Here is a 16,239-nt window from a genome sequence, read left to right as displayed (position 1 = left end):
CACTTAATTATTTTTATCTTAAAAAAAATAGCCATACACATCTGCAGCAATTTAATTTCTGCAACAAAGCAGCATATTTTGGTCTGGCAATTTCAACATAACGCAAAAAAAACTCATCTACCCTATAAGTTTTAAAATCATCTGCTGGTTTTTCTAAATTTTATATACTTAGTCAACACTTTGATTTTTTTGGCATTTTTTTATTTGTTAAACGGCAGTTTTACATGAGGTAAACTTTCTTACATTTAATCCCTGCTTAGAAAAAAGTGGTGGTATAATAGCATACAAAAATGAATTTGTACAATAAGAATAACACCAGCTTTTTAAAGCAGATACATTAATTGGCTTTTTAAATTTTATAAATACACAACATGAAAAAACAGTTACTCGCATTGGCTTTTTTGGCCTGCTTCTCAGCAGCAGATGCGCAAAAAGGTTTGCTTCCATTAATGAAAGGAGAAAAAGGTGTTGCTAAACAATTCACAGCATTTAGTGCTAAAGATCAGGTAGCTTTTAACCCTAAAACCGCTAAAGCTATTTTGGGTGTAGACCCCAAATCTGATCTGGTTTTGTATTCAACAGAAAAAGATAACCTGGGTGTTACACATTACCGTTTTTATCAAACCTATGGTGGTATACGCATTGAAAGCACCATGCTTATCGCCCATGTTAAGGATGGCAAACTCGTTTCAGCAAGTGCAGCCTTGATTACTGATTTCGCTCCATCTTTAGCAGCAAGTCTTTCAACTGCTGCAATTGCAGATAAAGATGCAGTTCAAAAAGCCATTACACATGTTGGTGCTTCCAGCTATGCATGGCAGGATGCCGATATGGAAAACAGTATTAAAGAACAAACAGGTAAAGCAGATGCCAGTTATTTTCCTAAAGCAACTAAAGTATGGTATAATGCAGGTAACGATTTAAACCCATCTGCTCTTCATCTGGCATATAAAGTAGATATATACGCACAGGAACCCTTTACCAGCCGCGCCTATTATTTTGTAGATGCAGCTTCTGGTACTATTTTGGGCCATAAAGATATTCTGCAAACTACTGATGCAGTAGGTACCGCCACTACGGTGTATAGCGGCAATCAAACCATCCATTCCGATCAAACAGGCGTGAATGCCTTTAGGTTAAGGGATTATACCCGTGGTAATGGTATTATTACCCGCAAAGCCAAAGGACAGGTTGACTTTACCAATACTTCTGCCAACTGGACCACATTAGCCTTACCCGATCAAAATGGATTGGATGCACATTATGGTGTTGAAATGACCTACGATTATTACAAAGTAAATTTCAACCGTAATTCACTTGATAACAATGGTATTGCTTTATACAGCAACGTAAATAAAAAAGGGTTTTTATATAAGGATAATGCCAGCTGGGATGGTAATGCTATGAATTATGGCATACGCTCTGGTGGTTCACAAAAAGGCGTTACCGGTATTGATGTTACCGGCCACGAGTTAACACATGGTGTTACACAATATACCTGTAACCTGGTTTACAGCGGCGAATCCGGAGGTATGAACGAAAGCCTTAGCGATATCATGGGTAAATCTGTTCAATTCTGGGCTAAACCAGCTGATAAAGACTGGCGCCTGAGTAACGATATGGCATGGTTTATTCGCGATATGAGTAACCCTAATGCCTATAGCCAACCAGATACCTATGGTGGTACATTTTGGAAATCAAATGCTGATGTACATATATTAAGCGGCGTAGGAAACTATATGTTCTACCTGTTGGTGGATGGTGGTAGCGGAACAAACGATCTTGGCAATAGCTTTACAGTTTCAGGTTTGGGCCTTTCAAAAGCAGACCAGATTATTTACCGTTCTCAAACAGTTTATCTGGTGCCAACATCTAACTATGCCGCATGGCGTACTGCTGCCATTAGTGCTGCTACAGATTTATATGGTGCCGCTTCAAACGAAGTTGCGCAGGTTAAAAATGCGTTTTATGCCGTAGGTATTGGCACAGCCGCATTTGCAGGTAGCAATCCAACTGAGCTGGCACAAAATATTACCATGTATCCTAACCCAGTTAACGGTACAACTTCTACAGTGAAATTTACTTTAAAAGAAGCTGGTAATATCACACTTAAAGTGTTCGATCGCTCAGGCAATGTACAGCAAACTTATGCGCTGGGTAACAGACTGGCTGGTAATCAATCCTATACATTATCAAAAACTGCACAGCTTACTACCGGTGATTATTATATAACCATAGAACATAATGGCGCTTTGGCAGGCCGTTTAAAATTTGTGGTATTAAAATAAAATAACCTCAAATGCTTTCAAAAAAGCCCTTCATGTTGAAGGGCTTTTTTTATGTATGCAGTTATAGAAAAATTATTAACCCAACAGCAGGTTATCATGCAGCTTTTCTTGCGTCGCACTCTTGTACTGTTAGCTGTTATGCAGCAGGTATGTAAGTTTAATCAACACTTTCCGGCTGTTGCTGCTGCCCTATTTGTTGCCGCATAAGTGTGCGACGCAAGTAAAGCCGAAATTGGTATTGTAGCCGGGCTCATAAAAAAAATGCCGTGGCTATTTCACCAACGGCAATGTATGAGAGGCTGACCAAAGTATTTTTATGCTGAATGAATGTAATATAAATTACCGAGTTTCCCCGTTTTAACTACCACTTTTTTACCAACATATTACAACTGGTCTATATAAATCATATTCAGGTAACCACCGTCATGCTGTTTATTTCACCTCCTGCAGTTCTACCAAACGGTTATAAATACCGCCTTTGGCAATCAGTTCATCGTGTGTACCACGTTCGGCTATTTCGCCTTTTTGTAATACAATAATTTCATCGGCATGGCGCACGGTACTAAGGCGGTGGGCAATTACAATAGAGGTTCTGTCCTGCATTAAATGGTTAATGGCATCCTGCACCAGTCGCTCACTCTCCGTATCCAGCGATGAAGTAGCTTCATCTAAAATTAAAATGGGTGGGTTTTTTAATACAGCCCTGGCAATGGTTAAACGCTGTCTTTCTCCTCCGCTTAATTTACTGCCCCTGTCGCCAATATTGGTTTGGTAACTATCTTCTTTGTTAATAATAAAACTATGCGCATTGGCAATACGGGCAGCATCGGCAATTTCTTTTTCGGTAGCATTTTCTTTACCCAAAGCAATATTATTGGCAATGGTATCATTAAACAAAATAGGCTCCTGGGTAACTATGCCCATTAATTCGCGTAGCTGCCTAAGAGAGTAATCTTTAATATTCACCCCATCAATTAATAATTCGCCGCTGCTTACATCATGAAAACGTGGTACTAGATCGGCCAGAGTACTTTTACCGGCGCCACTGCTGCCTACCAACGCCACTGTTTTGCCCTTACCAACAGTAAGGTTTATGTTTTTTAGAATTACAAAATCATCGTAGGCAAAACCAACATTTTTAAATTCGATGGAATGATTAAAACTATTTACACTTTTACCATTGGGGTTATCGTGTACGGTAACCGGTGCGTTTAAAACTTCCTCAATACGTGCAATGGCAGCCGTACCTTTTTGCATATTGGAAAAAGAGGTAGAAAGTGTTTTTGCCGGGTTAATAATATTGTAGAACAAAGCCAGGTAGGTAATAAAAGCCGAAGCTTCCATTATATGGTTATCTAACACCAGTATTCCACCAAAATACAAAATGCCACAAAAAATAGATACTCCTAAAAACTCACTCATGGGCGAAGCCATATCCCTGCGATAGCCAATTTTATTTTTGGCAATCAGCAATGAGTTATTGATATTAAAAAATTTGCCTCTCAGAATATTTTCTACGTTAAATGCTTTTATCACCCGCAATCCACCCAGGGTTTCATCCAGTATAGAAACCGATTCGCCATATTTCTCCGCCACTTCCAACGATTGCTTTTTAAGCGACCGGGTAATGCGGCCAATAATAAAACCCATTACCGGTATTAGCAACAACACAAAAATGGTTAACTGCACACTTAGTACCAGTAATGTAACCAGATTAATCACTATGGTTAACGGGTCTCTTACCCAACCTTCCAGCGTACCTACTACGGATGTTTCTACCTCGCCAAGATCGTTGGTAACACGGCTCATTAAGTCGCCCTTTCTTTTCTCAGTAAAATAGCCAATAGGCAATTGCAGAATTTTATCATAAATCTCGGCCCTAATGGTATTGGCTACTGCATTTTTAATGGGGTTCAGAATATAATAAGAAAGATATAGAAACAGGTTTTTAAAAAATATGGATAACATAATAATTACACAGATATAGGCCAAAGCCTTAATCTTCCCTGTTTCGGGAGTAGAGGAGCTGTTTATTATGCCCAGCAGGTATTCCCTGATATATTGCAATACCGGATTGCCATTATTTAAAACCAGGTTAGAGGTTTCTCCCGACCCCTTAAAAATCAGGTCTAAGAAAGGCATTAGCATACCCACTGATATAATGGAGAAAAGCACAGAGAATAAAATGAAAATAAAGTACAGGATAATTTTACGCTTATACTCCTTCAGGTACCTGAAAATGCGGGCATATTTCTTCATAAACTATCTAAAATTAAGCGGTATCACAACAAAATTGGTGCTGCTAACCGCAATCATGCTAATTTTACAGCCTGTAAAGGTACAAATATGACAGAAGGAAAACGTCAGAAACAAGTGGCAAGCGTAATTCAGGAGCAAATGAATGATATATTCAGGCGCCTTTCCCTGAATATGATTAATGGTGGAATGGTTTCTATTTCAAATGTTAAAATAACCCCCGACCTGCTGGAAGCTAGAATATACCTCAGCTTCTTTAAAGTGGATGACATAGATGCAGCCATGAAAAAAATTGACGGTAAGTCATGGGAAATAAAAAGAGAACTGGCAGATAGGGTTAAAAACCAACTGCGCCGCATACCTGTATTAACCTTTTATCTGGACGATACGCTGGACCATGTATTTAAAATGGAAGCACTTTTCGAACAAATAAAAAGCGGCAAAACACCAGGCACTACCTAAACAAGCTGTTTATTTACATTTTCAGGTAATCTATTATTTATTGGCCGGGCAACAAAACAGGTGGCATCACCGCTTGCGTCGCACACTTGTGCGGTCGAATATGCAGCATCTGATAGAAATTCATTTATTGTATTGTCAACCTTTACAACCCATGCAATTATTAAAGGTTATTTTTTACGGGCAATCAATACCAAATGCACTTCGCTTTTTCCTGCAATTTTTGGGTAGTTAATCTTAATTAGTTGCAACAAATCAAATCTGTTTTCAATTAGCACTTTTCTTAAAAAAGTTTCATCATAGTAATAAACAAAAGTCTGGTCGCCGGTGCTGGCTGTTTGATAACCCGATGCACTATAATCCCCTTCGATAGTACTAAAATATAAGTATCCACCCTTGTTAAGTAAATTACTGCAATCCTTTATCAGTTTACTACCATCTTGTTTGTTCAGATAGGGCAAACAAAACCCGCAAACAATCCCATTAAAATTATTGGCAATGGTATCAATATTCCGGCAATCCATTACCATGCAATTAACGGTGGGGTTATTGCGGCTGGCCAGCTCAACCATATTAGGTGCTACATCAATGGCAGTTATGTCAAAATCCGGCCGCTTACCAAGTAAATACCTGGTAATGTTTCCGGGGCCGCAACCAATCTCTAAAATACCGGAATTCGTTTGCGTAATGTATTGGCAAAACATATCATAGGTCTGGTTGTACAAGTCTATATCCATAAACTTGTCCTCATATAGTTTGGCCAATTTATTCCAGGTATTCCATGTTTGCTGATAACGATCCATAATTACCTATTTACATTGCATTACTAAGATAATTTAACCGCACCTATTTATCGGCTATACAATACTGTTTTATCAATTTGCACCAACAAATCATCCACCCTAATACACCAATTCAAATTTGATAAGCTTTTGTAGCAATCAATACCATTCAGCACATCAAATCCCGCTATTTTTGTTTTCTATCAAAAAAGGCTATCATGCAAAGGCGAAAATTTCTTAAAACCGGCACTGCCATTGGTGCAGCAGGTGTATGGCCATTCAATTACTCCATGGCAAATCCTGTAGAAAATAACACTGCCAATCTCCGCGATTATTGGGTAAACATGTTAACTAAAATAAGCCTGCCGGTATTAACATCCCTTAGTCAGGGCAAACTAAAAACCCAGATGCCGGTAGAAGCAAAAGCAGATGCACTCCCCGGCCGTAAACAGGTTACCTACCTGGAAGCCCTAGGCAGAACCCTGGCCGGACTAGCTCCCTGGCTGGAGCTTGGACCCGACAGCAGTGCTGAAGGACAACTTAGAAAAAAATACATCGCACTGGCAACAGCATCTATTAAAAATGCTGTCAACCCCAACTCCCCCGATTTTATGAATTTTACCCAGCAGGGCCAGCCATTGGTGGATGCAGCTTTTCTCTCCCATGCCTTGCTAAGGGCGCCCCGCCAGTTATGGGGCAATCTGGACACTACTACTCAACAGCAATTGGTTGCAGCTTTACAAAATACCCGCAGCATAACACCACCCCAAAACAACTGGCTATTATTTGCAGCAATGGTAGAAACCGCCTTGCTACAATTCACCGGCAAATATAAGGCCGACCCTATAAATTATGCACTAACAAAACATGAAACATGGTATAAAGGCGATGGTGTTTATGGCGACGGTGCCGAACTGGCATTTGATTACTATAACAGCTTTGTAATACAACCTATGTTGCTGGATATTTCTGCCACATTGCAGCTAACCAATCCTACCTATAAAGATTCCCTGGCCTTGTACACAAAACGTGCTCAACGCTATGCCGAAATAATGGAACGCCTCATTTCCCCCGAAGGGGCCTTCCCACCTGTTGGCAGGTCTATTGCCTATCGTTGTGGAGCATTTCAATTATTGGCACAGCTGGCATTACAACATTTGTTACCCGCCAGTTTACCACCCCCGCAAATACGTTCTGCACTTACCGCACTTATAAAAAGAAGTATGGAAGCACCCGGCACTTTTGATGAGCATGGCTGGTTATCCATTGGCTTTTGCGGCCACCAGCCAGATATCGGAGAATCCTATATTTCAACCGGTAGCCTATACCTCTGCAGCGTAGCATTTCTGCCATTAGGCCTTCCGGCAACAGATGATTTTTGGACTAAACCTTTTACTGAATGGACCAGCCTTAAAGCCTATTCAGGTAAAAGTTTTGGGATTGACCATGCATTAAAATCCTGATTAATAGTTGTCAGTTTATTGGCCCGGCAATTGAATAATAATGATGCTTTACTTGCGTCGCACTCTTGTGCTTTTATACCATTATTCAACTTTTAGCAAAGCGTTTTATCAGGCAGATTCCTGCTTTTCCATGTATGAATTACCTAACGCGATATTTGTAATTCCCTGCACACCTAATTGCCACACCAAACTTTTAATGCAAGGTAAATCTGGTACTCCCAAAGCATAAAACAACTTTATAAAGCGTGTTTTATTTACCAGGCTTTACATCAGGAGTTTTGGTATCAGGTATATTTAAAACCGGCGGTTTAACAACCACACCCGAACGTATAAATTTCGTGTCGGCAGGGGTAGTATTACCTGCCATTGTTGCAAAATCAAATAAAAGCTCTATCGAAGCTTTAGCAATTTGGTTTTCAGCACCATCTTCATGAAAACCGGTTGATGCAATAAAAATATTCGTAAGCGATATTTCCAATATTACCTTTTTTAAATCGGGCCCTAAAAACTGAAGGGATCCATTTCTACCCTCCTTCTGCTGAACTTTTACAAAATCGGTTAACCATTTTTGCCAGCCTTCGTCTTCCATTTCAGCTTCTGCAATTTGAATTTGCAAGGATTTAAATTCAATAAAATCAAGTATATCAGTTGCAGATATATTTTCCACTGTATGCGGACAAACTGTTAATGCAGAAATTTTAGATATCCGGCTCGTGGGCACATTGTCAATAGCCAGCCTAAAATTTGAAGCAATAAATCGTGTTTCATTTTTTGGGGCGGAAATTGCTATTCTTGAATTATTACCCAGTGTCATATCAATATGTGCTGGCTGAAATGTAATAGTAGCATTTCCTGCGTTCTTCGAAGTTGCATCTAAAGATGGAAAACTAATTTGCTTAATCTTACAATTTCCCAGTTCAAAAGATTGTACAAGTTTACTGTTTGCTTCCAGCCTGAAAATGGTTGTAAAAACAGTAGTTAAATTACCCTTCATTACCCCATCGAATAGCTGACGTGCAGGTTCCTGCAAAGGCATAGATAGTGTAAGCGTTACTTCATTAAATTCAAGTGCCTGAATTCTATTCTTTTTAAAAACACCATCCGTGCTATCTACTTCTGTAATTGATTTGGTGTGTAATCCACTAAAATCTTTCAATGGTATTGGAGTTCCATTATTGTATTGCAAGGCATAAGTTGCGTTGGTTTCTGTACGTACAACTGGCATATGGCAGGATTTTTATTAGGTGTAGATAATAAACGAATATAAACTAATAAAACAATCCTGTAAAATACAAGAAGCACTCTGCAACTTGTGCTTATTCCCACAAAACTTTTAGCCAATTATAAAAGGCATTTCAATAATTAACAGTAATCAAAAATTAGCTTACAGGCAAATTCCACCCCTTATTTATGTTAATCAGCAATATCCTTCTTATTGAATAAATAACCTGGCATGCCCATACTCAACCCTCATCAGATCAAGCCTATTTATCAGTTTCATCTGTGGCACTGGTGCGTAGTTGCACATCAGCATAACCGCTGCTCTTATAGCCTTCGGTTTCCATAATTTGATAATCCCAAATATGCCCCAGGTACATACCATATTTTCTCCATGCCGCTACATGATTGGCAAATGTTACCGTACCCCGGCTTCGTTTGGTGCTACGCACACTCCAGTACTGGTAAAAAGTAGCTGTACCAGCAATTGAAGGCTGATTAATACGTAGTGTTTTGTAAATACGGTAGGTACCACCATCTGTATCAACTGTACCAAGTTCGGTGGCACCGGGGGGCGTCCACTCACCATAATTTTCTACCACGTAATATTCTATTAAAGCATCTTTGGTCCAGCCATATACAGCCAAAAAGCCATTACTTCCGCCGTTGAATGTGGCTTTATAAGTAATTTTTCTATCCTCCTTACCGGTACGCCAGCCTTTGCCGGCAGTAAGATTGCCAATATTGGTCCATTGGATGGTATAGCGGCCTTTAGGTTCCAGTGTCATAGATGCCGTGCCACTCGAATGATCATTCCAAAACGAATAATAATAGCCATCATGAAAGCCGGTTGTGTTGCGCGTTAAAGATTGCGCCGCAACGCCCTGCAAGTAGCCTGTAAACAATAATACAATGGTTAGTTTATACAGCACAATTTCAATTTTATAGGTAAACCTTTCAGCCGCAATAGGCCAGGTATAATACAATGAAGTTAATTACAAAAAGGGAGGTAGCAGTTGGCTTTTAGCTGCTAGCTAAAGACAAATAAATATAGGCAGTTTGGCTAAAAGCTAACAGCTAGTGGCTAATGGCCAGATTTAATCAGCTGTTTGCCGAATAACGCTCTGCTGCAATGCACCACAGTAGTACAACAGCAAAAATGGCTGTTAGCTGTTGGCTATTAGCTGCTAGATAAAGACAAATAAATATAGGCAGTTTGGCTAAAGGCTAACAGCTAGTGGCTAAAGGCCAAATTAAATAAGTTGTTTGCCGAAAAACGCTCTGCTGCAATGCACCACAGTAGTACAACAGCAAAAATGGCTGTTAGCTGTTGGCTATTAGCTGCTAGCTAAAGACAAATAAATATTGGCTGTTTGGCTAATGGCTAACAGCTAGTGGCTAAAGGCCAAATTAAATCGATTGTTTGCGGAATACCTCTCTGCTGCAATTCACCACAGTAGTACAACAGCTTAATACATATTCCACCCCGAAAACGGGCAGTTTCGTTTTCGGTTGTCCTTTTTTGGTTCTTTTTTGGACAAGCAAAAAAGAATAAGCACCTGCACTTGATGCGTGCAGCAATGGTATAGAAAATGTTGGAGGGGATGCCAACAAAAGAATAAACTTTTATTGATTGTACTCATTTATCTGCTGCCCAAAGTACCTGTCGCACAAGAGTGCGACGCAAGTAAAGCCGATCTGTGTAGAATAGACGGGTACATAATAAAAAAACCGCCTCTTTTAGGAGACGGTTTTATGTTATAAGCGGTTAGTTATGGCTGGTTAACTGCAACCCATACTGTTGCCGCAGTTGAGGCATTTATAGCAAGTGCCGCTGCGCAAAGTAATATGGCCGCATACATTACAAGCCGGTGCATCGCTCTGCATATTTTTGGCTGCTGCATTTACTGCATCCAAACCACTTTCCTGGTGCAGGGCAGCTTTTTGTACCGCCTTTTGTGGCTGTGGCGCCGGTGAAGCATTTACCCTTACATTGCTTAAAGCTGGTCTGCCTAAGATAGTTACATCACTAGGATCGCCCAGGTTACCAATTTCGGGCTTGTCTATCACATGTACCAGATCGGTACGGCCCAGGTATTCATATGCCAATGCGCGGAATATAAAGTCTACAATAGAAGTAGTGGTTTTAATATTCGGATGGTCTACCATACCAGCCGGCTCGAACTTGGTGAACACAAATTTTTCTACAAATTCTTCTAATGGAACACCATATTGTAAACCAACAGAAATAGAGATGGCAAAACAGTTAATCAAACTGCGTAAGGTAGAACCTTCTTTGGCCAGATCGATAAATATTTCACCCAGGGTACCATCGTTAAATTCGCCGGTGCGCAGGAAGAGTACCTGACCGCCAACCCTTGCTTTTTGTGTAAAGCCACGGCGTTTGGCCGGTAATGATTTTCTTTCTACTATTTTAGATAACTGGCGTTTTAAGGAGGTATCGCTGCTTTCCTGCATGCGTTTCTGCATTTCATCCAGCAAGTCTTCTACACTTAGTTTGGCCAAATCTACAATGGTAGATTCTTCCTGCAACAATGGAGCTGCTGCAGTGGTAGTTTCTTCTTCTTTTGTTTCTTCGGTCTTTTTCTTTTTATCGGACTTGTTGCTTAGTGGCTGAGACATTTTAGAACCATCGCGATACAATGCATTTGCTTTTAATCCCATTTTCCAGCTTAACAGGTAACAATCTGCAATTTCTTCTACAGTTGCTTCGTGTGGCAGGTTAATGGTTTTAGAGATAGCGCCACTTAAGAATGGCTGACAGGCGGCCATCATTTTTATATGACCATAGGCATGGATAAAGCGCTGACCTTTTTTACCACATTTGTTGGCACAATCAAATACTGACAAATGCTCGTCTTTCAGGTAAGGTGCACCTTCTACTGTCATGGTACCACAGATATAATCGTTGGCGGCATCAATCTGATCTTCGGTAAAGCCTAAAGCATCTAATAAGTCAAAGCTCCAGTCGTTGTATTGGGCGGCGGTAAAACCAAGTCTTTCCAAACAAGCTTCGCCTAAAGAGTATTTGTTAAAGATGAAACCAATTTCAAATGCAGCTTTGGCGGCATCGTTTAGTTTCTTGATATCTTCCGGTAAAAACCCTTTTTCTTTTAAAGTAGTTGGATTGATGAACGGAGCCCCTTCGAAACTGGCAGCACCTACTGCATAGTTAATAATGGCATCCATTTCTTTCTGGCTATAACCCAGATTTTTTAAGGCTGCCGGTACACTTTGGTTAATGATTTTGAAATAACCACCACCAGAAAGTTTCTTAAATTTCACCAGTGCAAAATCGGGTTCTACGCCGGTGGTATCGCAATCCATTACCAGGCCAATAGTACCAGTAGGGGCAATAACGGTGGTTTGCGCATTGCGGTAACCATATTTTTCACCCATTTGTACGGCATCATCCCAGGCTTTAGTAGCGGCCCTTAATAAATCATCGGGGCAATATTTGGCGTTAATACCAATTGGTTTTACACTCAAACCTTCATAAGCTTCGTTGGCATCATAGGCAGCAGCGCGGTGGTTGCGCATTACACGCAGCATATCGGCTTTATTTTCCTCGTAACGGGCAAACGGGCCATGAACGGCAGCCAGCTCAGCAGAGGTTTTGTAGGCAATACCCGTCATTACCGCAGTAATGGCGCCGGCAATACCACGGGCTTCTTCGCTATCGTAAGCAATACCGCTTACCATTAATACGGTACCCAAATTGGCAAAACCTAAACCCAATGTTCTGTAATCGTATGATAATTGAGCTACTTCTTTTGAAGGAAACTGCGCCATTAATACAGAAATTTCCAACACTACTGTCCATAAACGGCAGGTATATTCAAAGCCTTCAATATCCAGTTTATTGGTATCAGTATCAAAGAACTTCATCAGGTTGGCACTGGCCAGGTTACAAGCGGTATTATCCAGGAACATATACTCGCTGCAAGGGTTAGAAGCATTAATTCTTCCACCTTGTGGGCAGGTATGCCATTCGTTAATGGTAGTATCGTATTGGGTACCGGGATCAGCACAACGCCAAGCAGCATAAGAAATCTGGTTCCACACTTCACGTGCAGGAATAGTTTTCATTACACGGCCATCAGTTCTTGCTTTTAATTCCCAGTTGCCATCTTCTTCCAATGCTTTAAAAAACTCATTGGAAATACGTACAGAGTTATTTGAGTTTTGGCCAGATACGGTTAAATAAGCTTCCCCTTCGTAATGAGAATCGTAACCAGCGGCAATTAATGCGCCTACTTTTTTCTCTTCTTCTACTTTCCAGTTAATAAATTTCAGAATCTCCGGATGGTCTATATCCAAACAAACCATTTTGGCAGCCCGGCGGGTAGTTCCACCACTTTTAATAGCACCGGCGGCACGGTCGCCAATTTTTAAGAAACTCATTAATCCACTGGAAGTACCACCGCCACTTAACTTTTCACCTTCGCCACGAATTTGGGAAAAGTTGGTACCAACGCCAGAACCATATTTAAAAATACGGGCTTCGCGGGTCCACAAATCCATAATACCACCTTCGTTTACTAAATCATCATGCACACTTAAAATAAAGCAGGCATGTGGTTGAGGACGCTCATAGGCATTAGATGATTTTTTTAATACACCATCTACTGCATCCACAAAATAGTGGCCCTGTGGTTTACCGGTAATGCCATAGCTTTCGTGTAAACCTGTATTAAACCATTGCGGACTGTTAGGCACGCAACTTTGATTTAGAATGCTGTAAGCCAGCTCATCGTAAAATATTTCAGCATCTTTTTCTGAAGCAAAATAGCCATAACGTTCGCCCCATACTCTCCAGCAATTGGCCATACGGTGTGCTACCTGTTTTACTGAAGTTTCGCGGCCTAAGCTACCATCTGCCTGTGGTACACCAGCTTTACGAAAATATTTCTGTGCCAGAATATCTGTAGCAATCTGGCTCCATTGTTTGGGCACTTCTACATTATTCATTTCAAACACCACTTCGCCACTTGGGTTGCGAATGATGCTGGTACGATAATCGTACTCAAACAGGTCGAAGGCGGTTTGGCCTTCCTTGGTGAAACGGCGTTGAAATTCCAGGCCTTTATTGGGTTGCTTAGTCATATAGAGCTATTTATTTATTTAGTTGTGAAAAAGGTGTTTTGCTTTGTTACCAAATTGTAAAGCAGTAGACGAAAATATCTTTATGTAACGAGAAAACAACAGCAGAGATATTAACAGCATGTGGAAAATGAAAGCCTGCATTTTCATACATCATAGCGCCATTGCATTTGCACGATTATCCACAAAAAATGGCAGAAAGTGCATAAAAAAAGAAAGAAAAAATCCCGAAAATGAGTAACTGTATACTTTACAACTGAAAATGCGGGTAAATGCCCTGTAATAGCAGGTTTATCAGCTATTTTTTGCCTAAAAAACAGGCTAAAATTTGGTAGTCGGCATGTGAATAAGTGGCATCGCCGCTTGCCACGCTCGGTTCAGGGTTCCGGCTTTGTGGCGGCAAAATACAGCTACCGTGTTAATAGCTAAATACCTGTTACCGGCGCTGAATGGCTGCGGGATTGCAGTGTATAGCCCGCAACGAACGCAGTGAGTGAGGACTAGTAACGGAAAGCCCGTATTATTGCTGCCAACCGTACTATTGCCAACAGCCCCAAAAAATAAGTATTAAACGATTATAAGTATTTGGCGGCCCTTTCCAGGTCTTCGGGGGTATCTATTTCTACGCCCATATAATCTACCACCACCATTTTTAGGGGAATGCCATGTTCCAGATAACGCAGGCATTCTATTTTCTCGGCGGCTTCCAAGGGTGTCATGGGCCAATTGGTAAAATGTAGCAATGCCTGTTTACGAAAAGCATATACGCCAATATGTTCATAATAGGTAACAGGCAGCTCTTTATTACGCGGGTAAGGAATTACCGAACGACTAAACATTAGCGAATTGAAGTGCATATCTACCGCCACTTTAACGTAGTTGGGGTCGTTAATAAACTGCGGATTGGTTAATACCTGCATTAGGCTGGCCACTTGTACATTTTGGCCTTGCGGCCCTTCGAAAACCTGCAGCAATTGTTGTATGGGAGCGGCTTTTACAAAGGGTTCATCGCCCTGTACATTTACCACAATATCTACTTCCATATCTGCAACTGCCTCGGCAATACGGTCGCTACCGCTTTCATGGGCTTTTTTGCTCATTACTGCTTTGCCGCCATGGCTGGTTATTTCATTGAAAATAATATCGCTGTCGGTAACCACCACCACCTCATCGAATAAGCCGGTGGCCACGGTATTATCGTAGGTATGCCTGATTACAGGTTTTGTGCCCAGCATTTGCATTAGTTTGGCCGGAAAACGGGTAGCTGCATAGCGTGCAGGTATAAATGCAACCTTTTTCATGAGCAAATTATTTGTGCAAAGATGTGTGGAGATTTTTAAAAACTAAGTGCATTTGTAATACGCTTCAATTCAATTTCGGCCGATTTTGCTGCAAAATTTAAATTTACCAGCCGATAGCCTTCTGCTTCAAAGCTTTGCTGCGCCTGTTTTACATCAATAATAGTGGCTTGCTTTAATTGAAATTTTTGCAACACCAGATCGAGCAATTGTTTGGATAAGCTATAGTTCTGCTGTTGTGTTTGCAGTTGCTGTATGGCATTTTGGTAGGCCTGAAATGTTTTAACGGCAATATTGGTATTATCGCGTACCAGCAACTCTTTTTGCAGCTGCGCATTGCGTGTGGCTATGGCAGCGGTTTGCTGCTGCCTTTTGGCAATAGAACCATTATAAATGGGCACAGATAAGTTGATGCTGGCAAACGGACCATAGCTTTGATTTAGCAGGTTAAAGCCTGCTGTGCTGCTGGAACGGCCATAATTATATCCACTGTTAAACCGCAGGGATGGGTAGCGCTGTGCTACAGTTTCCTTTTCTATCAGCGAATTAATGCGTATTTGTTCATCGGCGGCAGCAATGGTGGGGTTATTGGCAATACCGCTTAAAATGGTTGATTGCTGTAAACCGGTTTCTACCAGTATGGTATCACTAATATTAATAAGTGAATCGGCTTTTAATTGCAGTGAGGTAAGCAAATCGGCTTTTGACTGATCGATGACCAATTGCTGGCTTTGCTGTGTTTGTACCAGCGCATTTAAATCGAGCTGCGACTGGAAAAGATCTGCATTATTGGCCAGGCCTACCTGCTGCCTGGTTTGCACTACTGATAACCGCTGTTGTGCGGCTGCCAATGAACCCTCGATGGTTTTTAGATAACCTTGCTGGCGCACTACTTCATAATACTGCGTCATTACCTGCGCAATGGTATTTTGAATTTGTGCATTTAATAAAAGCTGGCTCTGCTGTTGCAATTGTTCTAACCTTTGTTTGGTACTTACTACACGCATGCCATTGTATAGGAGAATGCCTGCAGTTACGCCTGCATTAAGGCTGTTGCCTGTTACCCCAGATTTATTGATATTGGTACCATTGGATAACTTTTGATTTAGGCTGGTTAATTGCTCGTTATCAGAAGCAGTACCGGTGATAAGTGGCAATCCGCCGGCTACGCCATAGTTGTTATTGATGGTACTGATTTCAACATTGTTTTTGGCCAGCTGAATATCGTAACTGTTTTTAAGGGCAATATTGATTGCATCCTTTAAGCTGAGGGCTTGTTGCGCCTGCGCTAAAGAGGCGATAAAACATAAAAAAATAAAAACCTTTTTCATTATATGGATATAATTTCTTT

10 protein-coding genes are annotated in these 16,239 nt (G+C 40.8%); 3 read left to right on the top strand and 7 right to left on the bottom strand.

The window, feature by feature from the left end:
- Positions 1-371: 371 nt before the first annotated feature.
- On the top strand, positions 372-2,288 hold the full coding sequence (locus tag GD597_RS20005; protein WP_171609687.1) for a M4 family metallopeptidase: 1,917 nt from the start codon (positions 372-374) through the stop codon (positions 2,286-2,288).
- A 432-nt stretch (positions 2,289-2,720) separates the two neighbouring features.
- On the opposite strand, the gene GD597_RS20000 is transcribed toward GD597_RS20005, so the two are convergent.
- Positions 2,721-4,547 (bottom strand): ABC transporter ATP-binding protein, encoded by a 1,827-nt coding sequence (locus tag GD597_RS20000; protein WP_171609686.1) that lies wholly within the window; start codon positions 4,545-4,547, stop codon positions 2,721-2,723.
- 87 nt (positions 4,548-4,634) lie between these two features.
- On the opposite strand from GD597_RS20000, the gene rbfA reads away from it, so the two are divergent.
- A complete protein-coding gene (rbfA, locus tag GD597_RS19995) occupies positions 4,635-5,006 on the top strand; it encodes a 30S ribosome-binding factor RbfA (RefSeq protein WP_171609685.1) in 372 nt (123 codons plus the stop codon).
- 167 nt (positions 5,007-5,173) lie between these two features.
- Here the strand turns inward: rbfA and GD597_RS19990 are convergent, their stop codons facing one another.
- Positions 5,174-5,806, bottom strand: coding sequence for a class I SAM-dependent methyltransferase (locus GD597_RS19990; RefSeq protein WP_171609684.1), 633 nt, complete (start codon positions 5,804-5,806; stop codon positions 5,174-5,176).
- Between the two features lie 197 nt (positions 5,807-6,003).
- Between GD597_RS19990 and GD597_RS19985 the strand changes: the two genes are divergently transcribed.
- Positions 6,004-7,248, top strand: a complete 1,245-nt coding sequence (locus GD597_RS19985) for a DUF2264 domain-containing protein (protein WP_171609683.1) — start codon at positions 6,004-6,006, stop codon at positions 7,246-7,248.
- Between the two features lie 250 nt (positions 7,249-7,498).
- Here GD597_RS19985 and GD597_RS19980 read toward each other — a convergent pair whose 3' ends face one another.
- From GD597_RS19980 to GD597_RS19960, 5 genes are all read right to left on the bottom strand, one after another.
- Positions 7,499-8,473, bottom strand: coding sequence for a hypothetical protein (locus GD597_RS19980; protein WP_171609682.1), 975 nt, complete (start codon positions 8,471-8,473; stop codon positions 7,499-7,501).
- 259 nt (positions 8,474-8,732) lie between these two features.
- Positions 8,733-9,398, bottom strand: a complete 666-nt coding sequence (locus tag GD597_RS19975; RefSeq protein ID WP_216368637.1) for a glycoside hydrolase family 11 protein — start codon at positions 9,396-9,398, stop codon at positions 8,733-8,735.
- 850 nt (positions 9,399-10,248) lie between these two features.
- Complete coding sequence (locus GD597_RS19970) at positions 10,249-13,593, bottom strand: vitamin B12-dependent ribonucleotide reductase (protein ID WP_171609681.1); 3,345 nt, start codon at positions 13,591-13,593, stop codon at positions 10,249-10,251.
- 572 nt (positions 13,594-14,165) lie between these two features.
- Complete coding sequence (gene kdsB / locus GD597_RS19965) at positions 14,166-14,891, bottom strand: 3-deoxy-manno-octulosonate cytidylyltransferase (protein ID WP_171609680.1); 726 nt, start codon at positions 14,889-14,891, stop codon at positions 14,166-14,168.
- A gap of 35 nt (positions 14,892-14,926) precedes the next feature.
- On the bottom strand, positions 14,927-16,219 hold the full coding sequence (locus GD597_RS19960; RefSeq protein WP_171609679.1) for a TolC family protein: 1,293 nt from the start codon (positions 16,217-16,219) through the stop codon (positions 14,927-14,929).
- Positions 16,220-16,239: the final 20 nt, after the last annotated feature.

The sequence above is a fragment of the Limnovirga soli genome (genome assembly GCF_013106755.1).
Lineage (GTDB): Bacteria > Bacteroidota > Bacteroidia > Chitinophagales > Chitinophagaceae > Limnovirga > Limnovirga soli.
Note: the sequence above shows the minus strand (reverse complement) of the source record. Positions and strands in the feature narration are given on the sequence as shown.